Source organism: Rhodanobacter sp. MP1X3 (genome assembly GCF_014207165.1).
In the GTDB taxonomy this organism is placed as follows: Bacteria; Pseudomonadota; Gammaproteobacteria; order Xanthomonadales; family Rhodanobacteraceae; genus Rhodanobacter.
Window position 1 is genome coordinate 245,821 of sequence record NZ_JACHCO010000001.1, and the last position, 19,651, is coordinate 265,471.

The window sequence follows — 19,651 nt, forward strand, 5'->3', positions numbered from 1 at the left end:
ACCGGTAAGCAAGCGCATGGGGTCAGGTTCGGCACATTCCGGACAAGAGGGATCCAGACCACTGGCGCAGGGTGCAGTCCACGGTTAACTCGAAGGTCCAGCTAGCTCTCGGCAGTCGGGAGTTCATTGTCATATGGGTTAGAAGCGGTAGGTTAAATCGACACCCACCGTGCGCGGTTGATTGGTGACGATCCGATTGAACGCTGCGCTGGGGAGGTCTTCTTGAAAGAGGCTTTCCAGCTGAGCGTGTTTGTTGAATGCGTTGTTGACGAATAACGCCGCGTCCCAACCGTCACTGGATTCAATGACCACCCGAGCATTGGTCAGGTCATACGACCTCAGGGATATGTACTCGCCGTTCAACGAATAGCCATAGGGGAAAGCCAGCGAGTAGCGGTGACTGACATAGGCATTCTCCACTTGTGCCCTGAAGGTGTACTTGTCGGTTAGTCCTCTCCAATAACTGAGAATGGCGTTGCCTGTCTCCGGTGCCACATCGGAAAGTGTATGTGTTGGCGTGATCTGCCAGTGCGACCCTGGATCCACCCAGGCGTGGGTGTAGCCGCTGGAGATCGCCAGTTCGAAGCCGCCGCCCAGGATGGCGCGTGTTTCGATTTCGCCGCCATAAATAGTCGCGTGCTTGCCGTTGATATTCAAAGCCCAGTCGCCGGGGAGCGCCTCGAGCTGGATATTGCTCCAATTCTCGTAATAGACGCTGGCATTCACGGTCAGGCGGCGATCAAAAAACTTGCCCTTTTCACCCACCTCATAACTCCACACCGAGTCAGGCTGGTAACTGGACGGCCATTTGCCGCCGGAAAAATTATACGGGGCGAACACCGCGCTCCAGTAAGGCCCGGTGGTCGGGTACCGGGCGTTGCCGCCGCCCGGCCGCGAACCTTTCGCCACCGTTGCATAGAGCATCAGGTCATTGTCGAACTGATAGGACAGATTGAATTTGGGGTTGAAGCCGTCGCCAGACTGCTTGATCAGGCCGGAGTCCGATGGTGTTGCCGCACCCAGGGCCGATCCCCAGCCGCTGATGACCGAGGAAAACCGATAGTTGTAATCGTAGAAGCGCACGCCGACATCGGCTTTGAGCTGACTGGTGATGTCGTAAGTTGCATCGCCGAAAATCGCATACTGCGTCATATGGGTCGGTGACTGCGCATCGAACCAGTGAGTCGTCGTCGCTGGTGCGAATGTGCCGAGATCCATATAGGTCGACGGATTATCGGTTGTCCCGTTGAAATTCCAGGTGGCGGAGTAATTGCTGAAAAAGATGCCGCCAACCTCGTTGAACTTGCCGTCACTCTTGGAGGCGAAGCGCAACTCCTCACTGAATTGACTGGAGGGATCATTTTCGTGCCCATAGACCACACCGCTTCCGGTCGCACCGTAATAGCCAGGATTGGGCAGGCCGTTATTGGAGGCGTAGGTCGCGCCGGTATTCGGGTTATTGAAATCCTCGCTGGCATCTTCGGTCTGTCTCGATCGACGGTTCCACTGCGCGGTGCTTGAGGTCAGGTCGAAAGCGTCGAAGCTGTAAGTAACGTTGAGGCTGAACACGCTGATCCTGTCCGACAGGGGTTCGGCAATATCGAAGGGCTGATAGTGCGCCTCGGTACCGGGGACGCTGTCATAGGCGCTGATGCCGTTCTGGTTACTGTCCTGATAGAAGAATGACGGCGTGATCGACAGGCGATCGGTCGGCTTCCAAAGCAAGGTCGCGCGAAATCCATCGAGCTGCTGAGCATTCGAGCCCGGATATTGTTTTTCAATCGGCGCTGCTTCCACATCTCCGCGTGTCGCGCCATTGGCACTCACCAATGGAAAGGGATTGGCCACGATGCGATCGATCCAGCCACTGGTGTGCGCTTCCGTGGCCACCACACGCAGCGCCAGCGTGTCCTTTACCAGCGGGATATTGAGCATCACATTGTCACTGTGATTGAAGCCGCCGCCATCGGTTCCCGATAGCGTGCTCTGCACCGAGCCGCCGAACGTCGCAGGGTCGGGTTGGTTGGTGATCAATCTCACTGTGCCACCCATCGATCCCGAGCCATACAGCGTGCCTTGCGGTCCACGCAGTATTTCCACGCGACTCAAGTCATACAGTGTCGGATCGATCACGACCTTGCCATTTTGCGCACCGGACGGGGCGGTCAACGGAACGTCATCCAGATAAAAGCCGACCGTCGGAGAATTGCCGCCGCTCGACGTCATGCCGCGCAGTTCGATCTCGGTCTGGCCGGGCCCTTCGCTCTTCAGTGAAACGCCAGGTGTCGATTGTGCCAGCGTGGTGAAATTGGTAATGCCGCGATCCTGCAAATCGTCGCCACTGACGGCGGTGATGCTGACCGGCGTCTTTTGAACCGTGGAGGTTCGTTTCTGCGAGGTTACGACTACTTCGTCGAGCACTTTCGCCTTGTCGGTAGTCGGAGCGGGGCCCGACTGGGCATGCGCTGTCAGAGAGAAGGAGGCCGCCGTAACGCACAATAAAGTGGTCACAGCTTTTTTCGCACTTAGTCGCGCGTTATCACCAACCAAGACGTGGCGGAAAGCGTTTTGCGCAGGGTGGATCGATTTTGAATAAACCCTTGAATCAAGCAACTTTTCCACCCGCCTCTCCCCTATAAACCTAGGTGAAAGGGTAGAGTGGCGAGCCGTAAAGTTGCTGTGGCGATTTTATGGATACGACGTAGTTAATTCGTAAAATTGGATGTCCCTGCTAACGTCCACCCACTTTGAGTAGCGGCCCGTTTTAGAATCCGGCTGTCGATCTCGCCGCTCCCCGTCGGGGAGCTGTGTCAGGCTTTACTGTAAATTGTGTGTCATGTCCGTTACTGGCAGAGGACAGGTGGCACAGGTGCACATCGATCATGTGCCATGATGATTCGGCTAAGTTCGTCAACCAGAAGCAGGTGCAACTCGGGCATGGACAACAAGCGTGATAACGCGTCGAACGTTCTGTCGCCATAGACCATGGCCAGCGAACAGCGTCCAGAGGCGCGTAGTTTCGATATTTTTATCCGCGAACAGTACCGTAGCCTTGTACAGTTTTTGCGTCGCCGCACTGCGACTGAGCAGGATGCCGAAGATGCCGCGCAGGAGAGCATGGCCAAGTTGCTTCGTTATCGCGAGTCGGAGCCTGCCACAGCATGGAAGCAGCTGCTCTATCGTATCGCTGTGAATGTCGCCCATGATCAGTTCCGTGTGGCATTCACGCACCGCAGCAAGGAGCATGTGACGTTGAATGGGCAGGAAATTGCCGCTCATGAACATTCGCCGGAGGAACGTGCTGAATATGAGCAGCAAGTCGCGCACCTTACGCAAGCTATCCTGGAGCTGCCACCCAAATGCCAGCGCGTTTATCTTTTGAAACGTGTGCATGGTATGAGTCGTGCTCAGATTGCTGATCGCTGCGGTATCTCCGTGAAGATGGTCGAAAAGCATCTCGCCACTGCGCTTGTGTTGCTAAAGCGCAAGGTAGGCGATTCATCGGCAAGGACGTCTTAATGAGCATGGACGAACGAATCACAGACCAGAGTTCTGGAATAGACTCGCTCGGCGAAGCCGAGCGATGGTTCGTGCGCTTGCTTGAGCCGGATTGCCCGGGCGATGTTCGCGCTGCTTTCGAGCGCTGGCGCACTGCCAGCCCGGCGCATGCCGCGGCCTACCGGGAGGTCGTCTACCTGTGGAAGCAGAGCGAGGATGCAGTGAAGGATGCTGCGATCATGGTGGCAGCGAACCGCGCGTTGCACCGGACCCAACCCAAGCCATGGTTCTTGCGGCATTGGCTCTTTCCAGTGACGGCGTTGGGACTTGCCGTGGTTTTGGCGTTGGTGGCTATGCCACGTTGGTTTGCTCGACCTGCAGATCTACCCGGCACCTCCTACACCACGGTAGCCGGTGAACAGCGTACCGTGCATCTGACGGATGGTTCTTCCATCACATTGGATACCGATACTGAAGTCGTCGAGCGCTACAGTGCGCAGACCCGCCGCATAGACTTGCTGCACGGGCAGGCCCAATTTCAAGTGCAGGGCAATCCGGTGTGGCCATTCGTTGTGCATGCGCGAAGCGGAACGGTAACTGCCGTGGGAACCATGTTCCAGGTGCGGATAAACGACTCCACAGCAGCGGTGATTCTGCTCAAAGGCAAGCTCGCCATCGCCACTCAATTGCCGAATGGCACACCACAGACCGCGTCTCTCGCCGCGGGAGAACAACTGGTGTTCAATCAATCCGGATACATCGATCCAGTGCGTCCTGCCGACATGAACGTCGCGAAGGGCTGGACCGAAGGCAAATTGTTCGTCCACGATTGGCGATTGCCGGATCTGCTTGCCGAGATGAATCGCTATAGCACGACCCAACTGCAAATCGGCGATCCCTCGCTGGAAAGCCTCCATATCAGTGGTGCCTTCCGCACCGGTGATCAGAAGACTCTGATCCTGGCTTTGCAGCAAGGGTGGCCCATCCGAGCCAATCGTGTTTCTGCCATGCGGGTCGTACTGCTTCGCAGCAAATAAGCCCCTGGCTTTTCCTTTATCTGAAAAGGATGGGTAGCAGAGGCTCCCGTCCTCAAACCCGCAGGTAGGCCTTTTCTTTCGTTTCCCGTCTTAAGGGAAGGCGACGCTAAAAAATGCCGATGTACATGGAAAGTTGGGGGCATCGGCGTGTGAGGGTTTTGCGGGTCGCTAGACAATCCTGGTGAGTGGGGGGTCGCATTCGTCTGCGGCAATGACTGACGCATGGGGCAGATACAGCCGTATTGGCTTCGTTCGTCTCAAAAAATCTAACGGGAGTTCACTGATGTCGAGCAGTTTTCGTTTTTCGGGATTTCGCAAGGCGCTATTGCCCGCGGCTTTGTCGCTGGCGATGTTCACGGTGTCGGCACATGCCGCCGATACGTGGGTTTCAACGAACACACATGCGAGCATGCAAAAGAGCGCCACCGCGAACGTGTCCACGCTGGTCATGACGGGTCATCCGACCATTGAGGCCTCGCAGATCATGCCGCTGGAGGCAAGCAAGCCGCTGCACGTTACCCTCAGCTTGAATCTGCGTAACGCTGACCAGTTGCAGACTCTTCTGCACGGACTCAACCAGCCGGGCAGTGCGAACTATCACAAGTACCTGACCCCGGAACAGTTCAAGGCACAGTACGCACCGACCGATGCCCAGGTGCAGGCCGTGGTGGCCCATCTGCAGAAGTTCGGCTTCAAGAACATCAGTGTGGCGCCGAACAATACGCTGGTCAGCGCTGACGGCACCTCGTTGAGTGCGAACGCCGCGTTCAACACCAGCATGAAGACCTTCAGCTTCAAGGGTAAGCAGCATTTCGCGAACGATGCCGATGTCATGGTGCCGCAAGCACTGGGCGGCATCGTGGGTTCGGTACTGGGCCTGCAGGACGTCAACAAGCCGCACGTCATGTCACATCACGTGACGCCGGACATGGTGGGCACGATGGCTACGGGCAGCCAGGTCGGGCATCAGCCGACGGATTTTCCCAAGATCTATGATGTCGGCAGCACGGCGAATGCCTCGAACACCACGGTGGGCATCATCACCTGGGGTGACATGACCCAGACGATCGCGGATCTGAAGACCTTCACCACCAACGCCGGTCTGTCCACGGTCAATACCCTGACGGTCCCCGGTGGCACCGGCACGCTGGCCAACGATGGCGACGATGGCGAGTGGGCCCTGGACAGCCAGGACATCACGGCTGTTTCGGGCGGCGTCAAGCAGCTGATCTTTTACGCCGCGATCAACGGCGACAGCCAAGACAGCGGGTTGACCGATGCAACCATCACCGCCGCCTACAACAAGGCCGTGACTGCCAATGTCGCCAAGGTCATCAACGTGTCGTTGGGCGAAGATGAGACTGCTGCCAACAACTCTGGCACGCAGGCAGCGGACGACAAGGTCTTCGTGCAAGCTGCCGCACAGGGTCAGACTTTCTCGATCGCGGCGGGCGACGCTGGCGTATACCAGTGGTCAAGCGATCCCACCGAGGGCGCACCGGGCTATGTCGCAAATTCGAGCGGCACGGTTGAGATCTCCCTGACGCACTACGGCGTGAGCGAGCCGGCGACATCGCCGAATGTGGTGGCCGTAGGCGGCACCACGTTGAGCACGACGGGTACCACCACCTGGGCGGGTGAAACCGTGTGGAACGAAGGTCTCGCCGCGGTCGATCCGAACAACGGTGACAACAACAAGCGTCTGTGGGCCACCGGTGGTGGCGTGAGCTTGTTCGAAACCGCGCCCGCCTGGCAAACCACGGCGCTGGGCTCCTCGGTAACCAAGCGTCAGGTGCCGGATCTGGCATTCGATGCGGCTTCGTCAACGGGTGCCATCATCGTCGCCAATGGTCAGACCGGACAGCAATACGGTGGCACCAGCCTTGCCTCGCCGATCTTCGTCGGTATATGGGCACGTATCGAGTCCGCCAACAACAACACGCTTGGCCTACCGACCCAGAATATGTACGCCAACTTCACCAAGGACACCACGCCGCTGCATGACGTGACCTCGGGCAACAACGGCTACAACGGGAACGGCTACAACGCGGGTACCGGCTTCGACAACACCACGGGCTGGGGCAGTCTGGACATTTCCAAGTTCAGTGCCTATGTCACCAAGTATTGGGGTGGCGGGAGCAGCGGTAGCACGGGTGGTACACCGACTGCCAACTTCTCTGACATAACCAGCGGCCTGACGGCGACCTTCACCGACAGCTCCACCGATTCGGGCGGCACCATCAGCACGTATGCGTGGACGTTCGGCGACGGCAGCACTTCGACGGCTACCAGCCCGAGTCATACCTATGCGGCCGCTGGCACTTACAGCGTGACCGAGACGGTGACTGACAGCGTCAGCGGCAAGACCAGCGCCAAGACGGTATCGGTGACGGTCTCCAGCGGCGGTACTCCGACCCAGCTCCTCAGCAATACCGGCTTCGAAACCGGCACTGCCTCGCCATGGACCTTGAGCTCGGGTGTGTTGTGCAGCACCAGCAGCTCGTCGTCCAGCTACTGTGGCAGCAACGAGACCTCGCATGCGGGGACCTGGTTCGCCTGGCTCGACGGGTACGGCGCCTCGCACACCGACACAGTATCGCAATCGGTAGCGATTCCAAGCGGCAAGACGACGGCGACCTTGCAGTACTACCTGCATATCGACTCGACCAAGAGCACAGCGGCCGATACCTTGACTGTGCAGGTGCTGAATTCGTCCGGCACGGTGCTGAAGACCCTGTCGACCTTCACTAGCCTCAACACCAACACCGGTTATGCGGTGGAGACCGCCAATCTGGCTGCGTACATCGGTCAGACGGTCACCATCAAGTTCACCGGCAAGGAGACCTCGTCGTCGGGTAATACCGACTTCACGCTCGACGACGTCACCCTGACGGTGCAATAAGCCAGGGAGACTTGGTGGCTGTGCGACGCACAAGGACGTGCGTCACGTCATCGCTGAAAATCAGGAGGCCCGGTCAGTAACGGCCGGGCTTTTCTTGTGGAGCATCTCGAAAGTCCCGGAACGCTTCAGCCTCCAAGGCTTTGAGCAGCGATTGTTTCCTCGATTCAGGTATCGAATATAGCCGCCCCGGGATGTCGTTCTATATTCGGAGGAGAATGCATCGGTTGAATGCTTTCGTGAATCGCTCCGTGTTTTACTTGCATAGCAGCCCTTCGATCACAGTACAGGCATAGGCTATTGGTGAGCCTGCAGTTAATCAAAAGTAAGACCTGCAGCCGGCTGTTGACGATAAGCCTGATCCTTCATTGCCGCATTGAGGAAAGTGGCGCCAAGCATGTTGTGAAACATGCACCACCATCAAATCCTCATGGGTCTGCGGAAGGAATGGAGAATGGGGGCAAGTCTTTAACAGAGGAGCATGCGCGTCTTTCGCATCGCAAGGTTCATCGCAGAAAAGCGTTCGGCCTCATGTATCACCATGCCATGGGCAGACTCTCGATAGCCGTAGCGCTTGCCATCGCTGTCATGACCTTTGCCACGCCAACATCGGCTCATACGCCACCGGTAGCGACTCGGCAATACGCCATTGCACCCAATAGCTTGCGTGATGCGCTGGATGCACTGGCGACGCAAAGCGATGTGCAGATCATTTATTCGCCGGAATTGGTCACAGGGAAGACGACGCAGGGAATTTCCGGCCGCTATACAGCCGCCAATGCCTTGAAGCTGCTACTGGCAGGTACACAATTGAGCTGGAGCGCAATCAATGAATCGACCATCGTGCTGCGACCTGCGGTCCTTCCCAATAAAGGTACTCGCATCGCAGCTGCACAAAATGTTCGCAACGTAGTCAGAACGCTTGAGACGGTCAGCGTCAGCGGATCGTTGATTGGCAACACCCAGATTCAGACAGCCACGCCGACGTACACGATTTCGTCCGAGGCCATTCAAGCAAGCGGTTTCAATAGCCTGGCCGAGGTCCTGCAGAATTCCGTGCTCGCCACTGGTTCTGTGCAGGGCCAGCAGACAACGGGTTCATTTACCCAGGGTGCGCAAGCAGTCAGCCTATTTGGCCTTGGTCCTGGGTTCACCTCGATATTGATCGATGGTAAGCCGGTCGCGAACTTCGGACGGCTCTATAACGGATCCAGCAATTTCAACAATATCTCCAATATTCCCATTTCGATGATTGACCACATCGACGTGATGCCGGGAGGGAGTTCAACGATCTACGGATCGCAAGCTGTCGCCGGTGTGATCAACATCGTGACCAGACAACGAATGGACGGTGGCGAGGTATCGCTGCGTACCGGTAATTTCTCCGATGGCGGTGGCGCCAGTCAACGCATGAGCTTCGCGTACGGTCACGATTTCCAAAAGCTCAATTTGTTGGCCATGTTCGAATTTGACAACGCTTCTCCGATCTGGGGCTACCAACGTGCATTGACTGCAGGCACCCATGCAAATCCCGATGGAATGGCAACGCCAACTGTTCAGTCGGGCATTCTCGATTACGGGACAGCCAATACCTTTACTGGCAGCGCGATGGGATTTCTCGATCCTCCCGCTGGATGCGACAACCGCCTGTTTGGTGGCAGCACGACCCTGACCGGAGCGAATGCCTCCCTTGGCTACGGACACTATTGCGGTTCACAGAATGTGGACGGCTATACCACCTACAGCAATCAGAGCCGAAGTTACAACGGCATGCTTAAACTCAAGTACGACGTCAACGACAAGCTTCGGCTCTATAGCGATGTGCTGCTGAACTGGCAACAGCAAAAGTGGTTCTCTGGTGTGCCGGGATGGTTTCCGGACGATTTGCCTGGAGGGGCTATTGAAGATGCCAGTACCGGGAGCATTCTCTATCCCGAAAAAAGGTTCGCGCCCGAAGAAATGCCTGGAGGCGTCGCGGGTCAGATGTCCCGACAGGAAGATGTGTTGTACCAGGCCGATATCGGTGCAAATGGTCAGTTTGGAGAATCGGACTGGGACTGGGACGTTTACTATCTACGCACCAGTGACCGTACCGAGGTCGTTGAACGCCTGAGCACCACAGCCGGGATCGACGGCTTTTTCGATAGCATCCTGAGACCGGTTGGAATCGACCCCGATTCGGGGATCGCTCTATATCACCCCAATTACGCGGCGTTCTTTCAACCGGTAACGCCAGCGCAGTACGCGAGTTTCACTCAAGGTATCGGTGAAATCAGCAATACGTGGATCAACAATACGCGAGCCACGATCAGTGATACGCATTTGTTTTCCCTCCCAGGCGGCGAGGCCAGCATTGCCGTCTTGGCCGAGGGAGGCAATGAGGCATGGTATGAACCCCTCAATCCCCTATTTGCCGATGGAGACATCTACGAGCATGCAACGACGGGGGGTGGTGGACGACGCTCGCACCTGGCGTCGGCATTTGAATTGAATCTGCCGCTACTGAAGCAGCTGACCTTGGATCTTTCCGGTCGCTATGACCACTATTCGCTGGATGAAGGTAGCAGCAACAGCAAATTCACCTACAAGGCTGGCATTGAATACCGCCCCCTCGATAGCCTCTTGCTGCGTGGCAATTACACCACTGCGTTCAAGGCCCCCGACTTGTCCGCTATATATCTCGGTCCTTCCAGCTACTACACGCAAGTGACCGATTATTATCTATGTACCGAGGCGCATAGCACCAATTGCGATAACTACACGAACAACGTCTTTGGTGAGGCGCGTGCCAACCGCACGTTGCAACCAACAACAGCCAAGAGTTGGACCGTAGGTGCCATCTGGTCGCCCAACAACAGTATCAGCGTGAGCATCGACTATCTTCATGACAGCGTTGAAGACGAGGTCATCGCACAGGACACAGATCTTTTAATGCGCGAAGACGCGCAGTGTCTGCTGGGCCAACTCAATCCCAATTCGACCGAGTGTCAGGCGATAACAAATCCGACCAATGGTCAGGTACAACGTGCGGGTCAGGACGGCCAGGGAGCTGCGCTTGGGCCAATCACGGGTATCACGACGTACTACGCCAACCTCGCCAATGAGGTGATCGATTCGCTCATCGTTAGCGGCAAGTATCAGTTCGTTCCGGTGCACTTCGGCAAGTTCTACCTGCAACTCGACTATAGCGACATGCTGAAACACGACTATCAGCTGGCACCGGGCCAGCTTCCGATGAATCAGCTAGCGGATCCATTGTATAGCGCCGGATTCAAGAGCGTTGTCGGTGGCACGCTGGGCTGGTCAAGTTTGAGTGGCCGATGGAAGAGCGCATTGTACGGACACCGCTATGGATCTTCGCCTAACTACACGGCCACTAATGATGGTGCTGCTTATCCTGGCTCCGGTCGGATACATCCATGGGTCACTTTCAACTGGAGCCTGATGTATGCCGCAACATCCAACGTGGACTTGTCCGTACTGGTCAACAATGTTGCCAACAAGATGCCGCCGAAAGATCCAACGTATACGTCATATCCATACTTCAATGTCGAGAACTACAACGCCTATGGCCGAGAAATCATGCTGCAGGCCGAATTGAAATTTGGCGGTAAGACTCACTGATGCAGACGTCAATATGTCAGCCTCAGTATCGATCGAACAACTTGATCTAACCATCAGAAAAACGCTGCCCAATATCCGTGGGTATCCCCGGCTTTGCCGGGGGATACCTATTGGTGATTCCTGTTTCCGCACTCACGCATCAGTGACATTAAAACCGCCAGGTGAAGCCGCCCTTGAATCCGCTGTCCACTGCGTGATGAGCTAACTGGCCGTCATACGTCAGGTTGAACGAAGCAGCCGGAGATACTTGGACCGCCAAACCGGCATCAACAACGAATGCATTACGGGCGATCGGCACGCCATCGACCGTGAAGGGATCGCCGTTGGCGAAACTCATCACGTTGTAGGGATCCACATAACCGGAAGTGTGACGCCAGCCCAGCGTGCCGTAAGCGGTGAACAAATCACCGTTGAAAGCAAAACGCGTACTCGCATGGGTGCCCAGGGTGGTGTAGGTGACCGCATGATCGCTACCGCTCCCACTCAGCGCGGCAGCGCTACCCTGCTCCTGGAAGGAGTCGCTGTTAAGGCGGACATACGCGGCTTGGGCAAAGGGTTCGAGGGTCGCTGCCTTGAACGCGAACGTATAACCCGCTTCGCCAAACGCCTGGGCCGTATACGCCTTGTTCCGACTCCAGGCGGCCTCGTCCAGATCAGACAAGACAAGTCTGCGATCCATCATCAGACTGTGCTCGGTATAAGCAGCTCCGGCGCGTAAGTCCAGGCCTCCCAGCTGGGTGCTGGCATACAGGCTCAGATACTTATCGTCACTGGTGCCCGTCGTGCCGCGCTGTGACATCTGGAATCCCGTCTGGGTATAGCCGCTGGCCAGACCCACGCGGGCATGGTCGCCCACTGGCGCGTCAGCGCCCAGCAGGAAGCCACCCACCGTGTCCGACACCGAGGCCGCATTGCCATTGCTATCGAGACGATCCCACGAGCCTACAAACTGCCCCCACCACGCCATACCGTTAGCGCGTGTTTGCACTGTCTGAGCGGAAGAGGGCGTTGCGGCGGACGCATCATCGGAAGCGGCCGCCTGGCGCAAGCGATCCGTCACCGCGTCACGGATCAGGCGACTATCGTCGAGGAAGCTGTTCTGCACACTGGCATGGACATCCCCCGAGAGCGTATCGGCGGCCTGGCGAATCTGCGCATTCGTGGCCAAATTGGTCACGGCGACGAATGGCAGGCTGGACGCCGGAAGGCTCTGGAGAGCGGCGAGTGTCGCTATCTGGTTGCGCGTATCGCCGGCGTCGGTCAGGGGATGTTGCTGGATCACATCCAGATAGAAGTGATCGGCATCGTAGGCAGTACTGACCCCAAGCGACGCGCTCAAGCTCGTATTGCCCGACAGCGTGTAGTTGCCAGTGAGGCCTTGGTCTGCCGTAAGCAACGTATAGCGAGCATCAAGAATATAGAGCCGGCCTGCAGGGGCGGCGAGCAGGCCGACCTGTGCGCCCGTCGCCACTACGGCTTTGCCTTTCACCACGATCTGACTCGATGTACCGGCATTGGCAAAATCCACCTGGGCCACATAAGTCGACCCGGCGCTCTGCAGGTAGTTACCCGCCACCGTCAGCGTCTGGTAGGTGCCAGCGCCATTGCCCGGTGCGACCACACCCGTCACGGCAACGCCGCCGCCGATTGTCCCGTGTCCTGCAAGCAAGCCAGCATCGAGCACGCTACCGGCGAGCGACCCGTTCAACACCAAGGCGCCCGCAGGGCTGATGCCGGTGCTCCCACTAAAGGTGCTGTTGCCGGTGAGCGTCTCCATGCCACGCGCAATCACCAAACTTCCGCCGGTACCACCAACAAGGCCGCCGTCTGCCAGCACGCCGGTAAAGATGCCTGAGGCGTTGGTCAATTCGAGGGTATTGGCACCCAGCGCGACATTGCCTGCGCCAGAGAGCGATTGAATCAACGCCGGACCGGACGTGCGCGAGATATCCAACGTACCGTCGGCCTGTACGCCAGAGGAGTCCGCGATCGTGCCGGGACCAGCCAAACCCAGCCAGCCGTCCTGCGCGATATTGGTCGCCCCGGTATAGGTGTTCGCGCCGGTAAGCTGTGCCGCGCCACCTGAGGCCACGATAAACGGCCCACTACCCGAGATGATGCCAGCGATACCCTGCGGCGCCATTGCAGCAGAGACCGTATAGCCATTGGCTGCAGTCGAGATCGGATCGATCGAGACGAAGAACGGCGTGTAACCGGTCTCCTGGTTCTGCAGGTCGTACATCACCGAATTGTTGAAGAAGAAGGAAATGCCGTAGAGCGCTTGACCGAGTGACGTATCCGCATCCGGGCCGGGCGTGACGACATTGCTCTGATCGCCGAGGTTGTCATTACCTGTCAGGATCGACGTCGGTTGTGCGCCTGGCGCACTGCCGGTCATGGTCAGGGTGACACCAGGTATTTCGTTCCCGTATTGATCAACGTGTCCGGCAGCCGTCTCTCCTGTCAGCAATCCGGCATCGTTGAGATAGATCGTCGGCGTGCCCGAATCGAGCAACGTTTGCAGCGTGGCGCTGTATTTGCCGCCGTTGAGCGTGTAGGCGAAAGCCAGATCAAACTGATTCGCCGACACCGGTGCACCCGACAACGGGAACGTCCCTTGGGATCCTCCATTCCAAGGCACCAGGCTGATGAACTGTGCACGCAAGGCAGGCGTGAGATTCAAGATCACATGATCGCAGCCACTGCAGTTTTGCGGGCTGCCCAACTCAGCGTTAGCCGCCACGATATAGCCGCTGGTGGTCAGATTGCCCAGGATGCTGTTGTTGCCGAATTCACCGGCACCGAAAATGCCGAACAGCTTGAACGTGCCGCCATCTTCGGGACCGATACCCTGATTGAGATTTTGCTGCCAGGTGGCATCCATATAGATCGGTAACTCACCCTGCGTGTTCACAGCGACCCCAGCGCCCTGAGCTGCTGCAATTTCGGCAAACGTATAGGCGTAGCCATAGGCTGGCAGGAAATAGCCTACCTGGGCGCCTTGCTGGTCGCCGCCCAGGCTGCTCGCGGTCGCAACCGAGCCTTGGTTGATGAGGACGGGTAGCCCTTGTCCGTTGATGAAGCTGGCTGCCACGGAGCTGGACGATGAGTTGTAGAACTGCACACTCGCTACGGTGCTGTTCGCTCCCAGGTTGCCGTAAGTGCCGTTGCCATAGAGGTTGAACGCCGGAACGGTGGGTACGACCGGCACGCCCGACACCAGCGGAAACCACGGCTGACCGGCGCTCCCGGATCCCACATCGATATTGAAGGCTGTCGAGCCGGTATCGAAAATATATTCCTCGGGCGTGGCGCCGTTGACACCCACATTGATACCAAGCCGGTCATAGGCCGCGCCGCCGCCGGACTCCGAAATCACATCCAGCGGAATCGTGGTTGGCTGCGACGACGTCTGCGCGTGGGCGCGTTGCGTGAGTGCCAAGACACAGGCCAATGCCAATACAGAACGTGCATATGCAATACGACTCATCTTGCTTCCCTATACCCTATGGCAAAGTGCCACTCATCAATAAAACGTGCCCCGGGAAACGTCGAATGAGTCTCCCTACCGAAGTTGAAACAGCCGTCTCTGGTCCACAACGATGGTTGGTGGACTCAGGGCAGAGTGAGTGCGATACGTATCGAGTGCCGAGCCTTGCAGCCGGCATCAGGATTCCATCTGCGCCTATCTGGTGTGCGCCGTTTTGCCCCCATGAACAAAACGGTATTGGGTTCTAAGACGCTATCGAACAAAAAAAGCCTACCTAAGCCGGAGGCCTCTCCACATTTTTGTTCGTCATCCCGGCGCAGGCCTCAGTTGCACCGGCCCGGCTTTCTCGGAGGCCCCAACTCTTGAGAGAGGATGGAGCGATAAAGACATCGGCAAAGTATTGCCGCTCTAGCAGGCTATTGAGAATGCATCTCCCGGCATGCCTGTCATAGCCTTGATCAATGAGGCGCGGCGCAACAACTGGGCAGAACCACATAGTCATTAACGAGCACGCATCTTTAGCACCAACTATGCTGCGTCGACGACTGCATAGTTGGTGTGCTTCTAAAGAAATCAGTGAAAGATGCACTTCGGAGGGGGACGGTTGAATTGGTCACTAGGCCCTCAATGATCATGCCGCCTAATTTGTTCGGCATGCACAAGCGAAAGGCCTCAGCTCACAGTGCTTGCAAAAACGCCAACAGATCCTTGCGCTCTTCTACGGACAGGTTCATCGGCCGTCCTGCGCTCAAGCTTCGGTAATAGACCTCACGATCGAGAGCTTCATCGAGGGTTTTCACACTGCCATCGTGCATGTAAGGCGCCGTCAATGCGACGGCGCGCAGTGACGGGGTTCGGAAAGTTTCGATATCGGCGATATCGTGGGTAACGTTGAAACGCCCCAGCTGCGCCTCATCCGGGTGCGAAGCGATCTGATTGCCTAGTTCGGCTCCCGCTAAAGATCGCGCAATGACCTCCGTCGTGAGTTGCGGAAGCTTTTGTTCCACGTCTTCAGTGCCGACGCCCGTTCGATGGAAGCTGTGATCGGTCAGGCTGACGGGAGAGCCTTGCAAGGAGTGACACTGAGCACAACGCGCTTTGCCGGCGAACAGTGCCAAACCTTCTTCCGCACGTGGGCTCAACGCGTGTGGATCATGCCCTGAGCGAAAGCGGTCATAGTCACTGGCGGGTGGATTGATTGAATGGATGTACGCCGTGAGGGCCGTGGCTGCTTGATCAAGCGTCTGCACGCCGAGATTTTTGCCGCCAACATCCGTCGCATGACGTAGCTTTTCCGTAAGCTGCGTTTGATTATCGAGCCCCATCTCTTCGGGATTGGTCAGCGGATCCAGCACCGCCTCCTTGAGTAAGGCGCGGCGGCCATCCCAGAAAAAAGAGGTCTCGCCTGATACGGCTAGCGATGCCAGGCTGGGCGTATTACGCGTACCGCTTCGATGACCCACACCGATTGCAACCGGCAGGCCATCGGTAAACGCTTTGGCCGGGTTATGGCATGAGGCACAGCTGACGGTGCCGTCCTGGCTCAAATGCTTGTCGTTGAAAAGCTGTTGACCCAAGGCGATCTGTTGCTGAGTTCCCCCCGTTGATGCGGCGCCACTGGCCGAAACCATCATGCGCAACGACGGCACAATGCCAAGCAGCGCTGCGCCCAGCAGGTAGCCCCAGCGGTGCCGAAAAAACGAAGGTCTAGCGGTGCAGTGCATGACGCATTCGGCGAAAGACGCCCACGGCATGTGTCCTCTGTCTGCTCACATCGTCACGAAACGAAGGGTCGCCTCGGTCGGTGCAAACGCCTTGGTGATGGCATCTTTTTGCGTGGTATCGCTCACGATGAGTACGACAATATTTTTAAGCGCGTGGGCTTTGATGGTCTTGGGGAGATCCATCGTAAATTGATTCGTTTGCTGGGCATTCGGTCCTCCCAATACCAAGAGTGATCCGGGGATCACGATGGGCCCGATGGAAAAGACGATCGACTGCGATTCCTGCGTGCGTCGCGCAATCGCCGCTGGGCTATCGCCCGACGGAATGAGGTAAATGTACGGATGCCCCTGAATGTCTTTGCCGTGCAGTTTGCCTTGGTCGGAAAGGTACGTACCCCAGACGTTGTCATCGGCAGTGAGAGCAGGTTTGGCCGGACCACTCGCGGCTGCAGCGGGCGGTGTGGCTGAGGTGGGGCCACTATTGGCCCCTTTCTGCGAGCAGCCGGTGGCGAGTGCAACGAGGAAGAGCGAGCACGCAATCGATCCTAATTTTTTCATGGCTATCCGTAGTTGAGTTTTGTTTTTATGACGCCGACATCGTGTGTGCTTTAAATATTTTTGGTGCCGTGCCTGATTGGGGCTCCACTGACGAAACATAATGCGAACCAGTGGCGAAACATAATGCGATATAGAGAGGGGTGAGGACAGGCTCCCCTGTCTACCGTCGCATTCTTAAAGATGCGCTTGCAATGGCGCAAGTACCCTGCCATATAATCCATGGCGTAAAGCGGTAGATTTAATTTAGGGGCAGTAGGGGCAAGAGTTACCGCAAGACAACGAATGCTTACATTGGTCAGCCGTCGGCTGACCTCAAGGGACGTGCGTATGGAATCGCAGGGCAACGTTGTCAAGGACGCTGGCGCGGACGAACGTCGCAGGCCTCACCGGTCGCGCGTATCCACGATAGTTCGAGTCCTGTTGTGGAGCGTGTTGCTTTTCGTGCTTGGCGTCGCGCACGCCACGTCCTATGTCTACGATGCCAATGGGCGCGTCGTTGCGGTCACCCAAAACACCGGCGTTAGTGCGCAATACACCTACGACGCCGTGGGGAACCTCGTGCAGGTGGGTCAGGTTGCCGCCGGGCAGCTCGCCATCTTTGCTTTTACGCCCACCCACGGTTCCGCGGGCACGTCGGTCACCGTGTATGGCCAGGGCTTCAGTGCGACGGCCGGCGCCAATCTCGTCAGTTTCAATGGCACGGCGGCCACTGTTTCGTCCGCTACGGCCACTCAGTTGGTGACCACGGTACCGGTGGGCGCAAGTACGGGCGCCATCACGGTCACGACCGGCGGTCAGACAGCAACAAGCAGCACGCCTTTCGTGGTGGACGATACCGGCGCTCCGCCCACGATCAGTCAAGTCAGCCCCTTGATCGTGGCGATCGGTTCGACGGTGACCGTGACCGGAACACACCTCGATCCGACGGCAGGTACCACGACGGTTTTGCTGGCCGGCACTCAGGTGTCGGTAGCGTCTGCGTCGGATACCCAGCTTCAGTTTTCGGTTCCGGCCAATGCGGGAAGCGGCTATGTGCAGGTGCAAACCGTTTACGGGCAAGCTACGAGCGCCGCGCCGATATTGGTGGTGCCTACTGGCATAACGCCCGCGCAGGTCGTCAGTAGCAGCACCGCCTCTGTCGGCGGTGCTGGGGTAAACATGAGCATCGGACAGGGCGGGCAAACGGCAACGCTGTCGTTCCAAGGCACGTCCGGTGCTTGGCTCAGTTTGCAAGGCAGTGCCATCACCACCACTGCCAATGCGATCAACTACAGCATTTACGGGCCGGGCAACCAGCTCGTTGCGCAGGGCGCGATGTCCGCCTCTTCGCCGACTATCCATTTACCGCGACTGACGGCCAGCGGCAACTACGTTGCCTTTTTTACGCCCGATACGGCGGGGGCGCAGTTGACGATAGGGATCGAATCGAATCCGACCCTTACGACATCCGCGGCGCTGGCCGTGGCGGCAGCGGCTCCCTACCAAAGCAAGCGTGAGGTGTTCACAGTCACGCAGGGTCAGAACCTGGAGTTGACGTTTAACAGCACTAACGTGGTGGGCGGGAGCTACAACGATTTCTATGTCAACGTGTACAACGCGACAGGCGCCCTGATCGCCGGCTATTGGTGCAACTGGCCTTATAACGCTGGTGCCGGTTGCATGCAGCATCTGTGGAATCTGGCGGCCGGGACCTACTCGGTCATTGCTGTGCCTCAGGATGGCGGCACGATGCATTTCAACGCGCTGATCGAGGCGGACGTGGTGGGTCCGGCGATCGCGACGGGTGGTACAGCCACAGTGAACCTGAGTGCGGGCCAGGTCGAGCGGTTGAGCTTCAACGGCAACGTGGGCGACACGATCGCGCTGAACGTAACGGGTGTAACGACGACACCGGCCGGTAATGGGGTGACGTTCCTGGTATATCGCCCGGACGCGGGCACGATCACGACGGGTACGCCGGCGTATACCTCGTTCGATACGGGTAGCGGCCAGATCGTGAATCTGTCGAACCTACCGGTCAGCGGTACGTACACGGTAATCGTGGCGCCAGATAACGGACTGCCGGCAACGGCCACCATCGGTGTGGTGGCCGGTTCCACCGGCACGATCCCGACGAACGGCACATCGGATGCATACAACGCCAATGCGGCGGGTGAGAACGTCTATCTGTCGTTCACGGCGACGCAGGGCCAGAACCTGGAGTTGACGTTGAACAACGTCAGCGTGACAGGCGGCAGTTACAACGAGTTTTATGCGTATGTGTACAACGCCGCTGGCGGCAACATAGCTATGTTGGATTGTTCCGGCGGCAACCCGGGAGCGAGTTGCACGCAGTCCCTATGGAACTTGCCGGCCGGTACGTACTCGGTGGTGGCGATACCTATCTACGGTGGGTTGATCCAGTTCAACGCGCTATTGGCACCGGACGTGGTGGGGCCTGCATTGACGGCGGGTACATCGACGACGGTCAATCTGGCAGCGGGTCAAGCGCAGCGGCTGACGTTCACGGCAAATGTGGGCGACACGGTGGCGCTGCAGTTGTCGGGGGTAACGACGACACCAGCGGGTCAAAACGTCTACGTGAACATCTACCGCCCGGATGCGGGTTTGATTACGCGAAATAACTACTACACGTATACGAACACCACCGGTGGGCCGGTGACGTTGAATCTATCTAACCTACCAGCCAGCGGCACGTACACGGCGGTGGTCTACACGGTCTACGGACTGCCGGCAACGGCCACCATCGGTGTGGTGGCCGGTTCCACCGGCACGATCCCGACGAACGGCACATCGGATGCATACAACGCCAATGCGCGGG

Annotated in this window: 9 protein-coding genes; 5 read left to right on the plus strand and 4 right to left on the minus strand. The window is 57.7% G+C overall.

The window, feature by feature from the left end:
- Positions 1 to 138: 138 nt before the first annotated feature.
- A complete protein-coding gene (locus tag HDE79_RS01035; protein ID WP_184600073.1) occupies positions 139 to 2,511 on the minus strand; it encodes a TonB-dependent receptor in 2,373 nt (790 codons plus the stop codon).
- A gap of 474 nt (positions 2,512 to 2,985) precedes the next feature.
- Between HDE79_RS01035 and HDE79_RS01040 the strand changes: the two genes are divergently transcribed.
- The 4 genes from HDE79_RS01040 to HDE79_RS01055 all read left to right on the plus strand — a co-directional run bounded on the left by HDE79_RS01040 (position 2,986) and on the right by HDE79_RS01055 (position 11,058).
- The gene (locus tag HDE79_RS01040) at positions 2,986 to 3,519 is read left to right on the plus strand and encodes an RNA polymerase sigma factor (protein WP_184600074.1); all 534 of its coding nucleotides are present in this window, start codon (positions 2,986 to 2,988) and stop codon (positions 3,517 to 3,519) included.
- 5 nt (positions 3,520 to 3,524) lie between these two features.
- Positions 3,525 to 4,535: a FecR domain-containing protein gene (locus HDE79_RS01045; RefSeq protein WP_184600075.1), complete on the plus strand. Its 1,011-nt coding sequence runs from the start codon at positions 3,525 to 3,527 to the stop codon at positions 4,533 to 4,535.
- A 283-nt stretch (positions 4,536 to 4,818) separates the two neighbouring features.
- Positions 4,819 to 7,437: a protease pro-enzyme activation domain-containing protein gene (locus HDE79_RS01050; protein WP_184600076.1), complete on the plus strand. Its 2,619-nt coding sequence runs from the start codon at positions 4,819 to 4,821 to the stop codon at positions 7,435 to 7,437.
- A 300-nt stretch (positions 7,438 to 7,737) separates the two neighbouring features.
- The gene (locus HDE79_RS01055; RefSeq protein WP_184600077.1) at positions 7,738 to 11,058 is read left to right on the plus strand and encodes a TonB-dependent receptor; all 3,321 of its coding nucleotides are present in this window, start codon (positions 7,738 to 7,740) and stop codon (positions 11,056 to 11,058) included.
- A 148-nt stretch (positions 11,059 to 11,206) separates the two neighbouring features.
- Here HDE79_RS01055 and HDE79_RS01060 read toward each other — a convergent pair whose 3' ends face one another.
- The 3 genes from HDE79_RS01060 to HDE79_RS01070 form a co-directional block, all read right to left on the minus strand.
- On the minus strand, positions 11,207 to 14,548 hold the full coding sequence (locus tag HDE79_RS01060) for an autotransporter domain-containing protein (protein ID WP_184600078.1): 3,342 nt from the start codon (positions 14,546 to 14,548) through the stop codon (positions 11,207 to 11,209).
- 677 nt (positions 14,549 to 15,225) lie between these two features.
- On the minus strand, positions 15,226 to 16,182 hold the full coding sequence (locus tag HDE79_RS01065; RefSeq protein ID WP_184600079.1) for a cytochrome c peroxidase: 957 nt from the start codon (positions 16,180 to 16,182) through the stop codon (positions 15,226 to 15,228).
- 135 nt (positions 16,183 to 16,317) lie between these two features.
- Complete coding sequence (locus tag HDE79_RS01070) at positions 16,318 to 16,929, minus strand: hypothetical protein (protein ID WP_184600080.1); 612 nt, start codon at positions 16,927 to 16,929, stop codon at positions 16,318 to 16,320.
- A 342-nt stretch (positions 16,930 to 17,271) separates the two neighbouring features.
- Here HDE79_RS01070 and HDE79_RS01075 point away from each other — a divergent pair.
- The coding region (locus HDE79_RS01075; protein ID WP_343205910.1) for an IPT/TIG domain-containing protein at positions 17,272 to 19,651 on the plus strand (2,380 nt) is incomplete at its 3' end.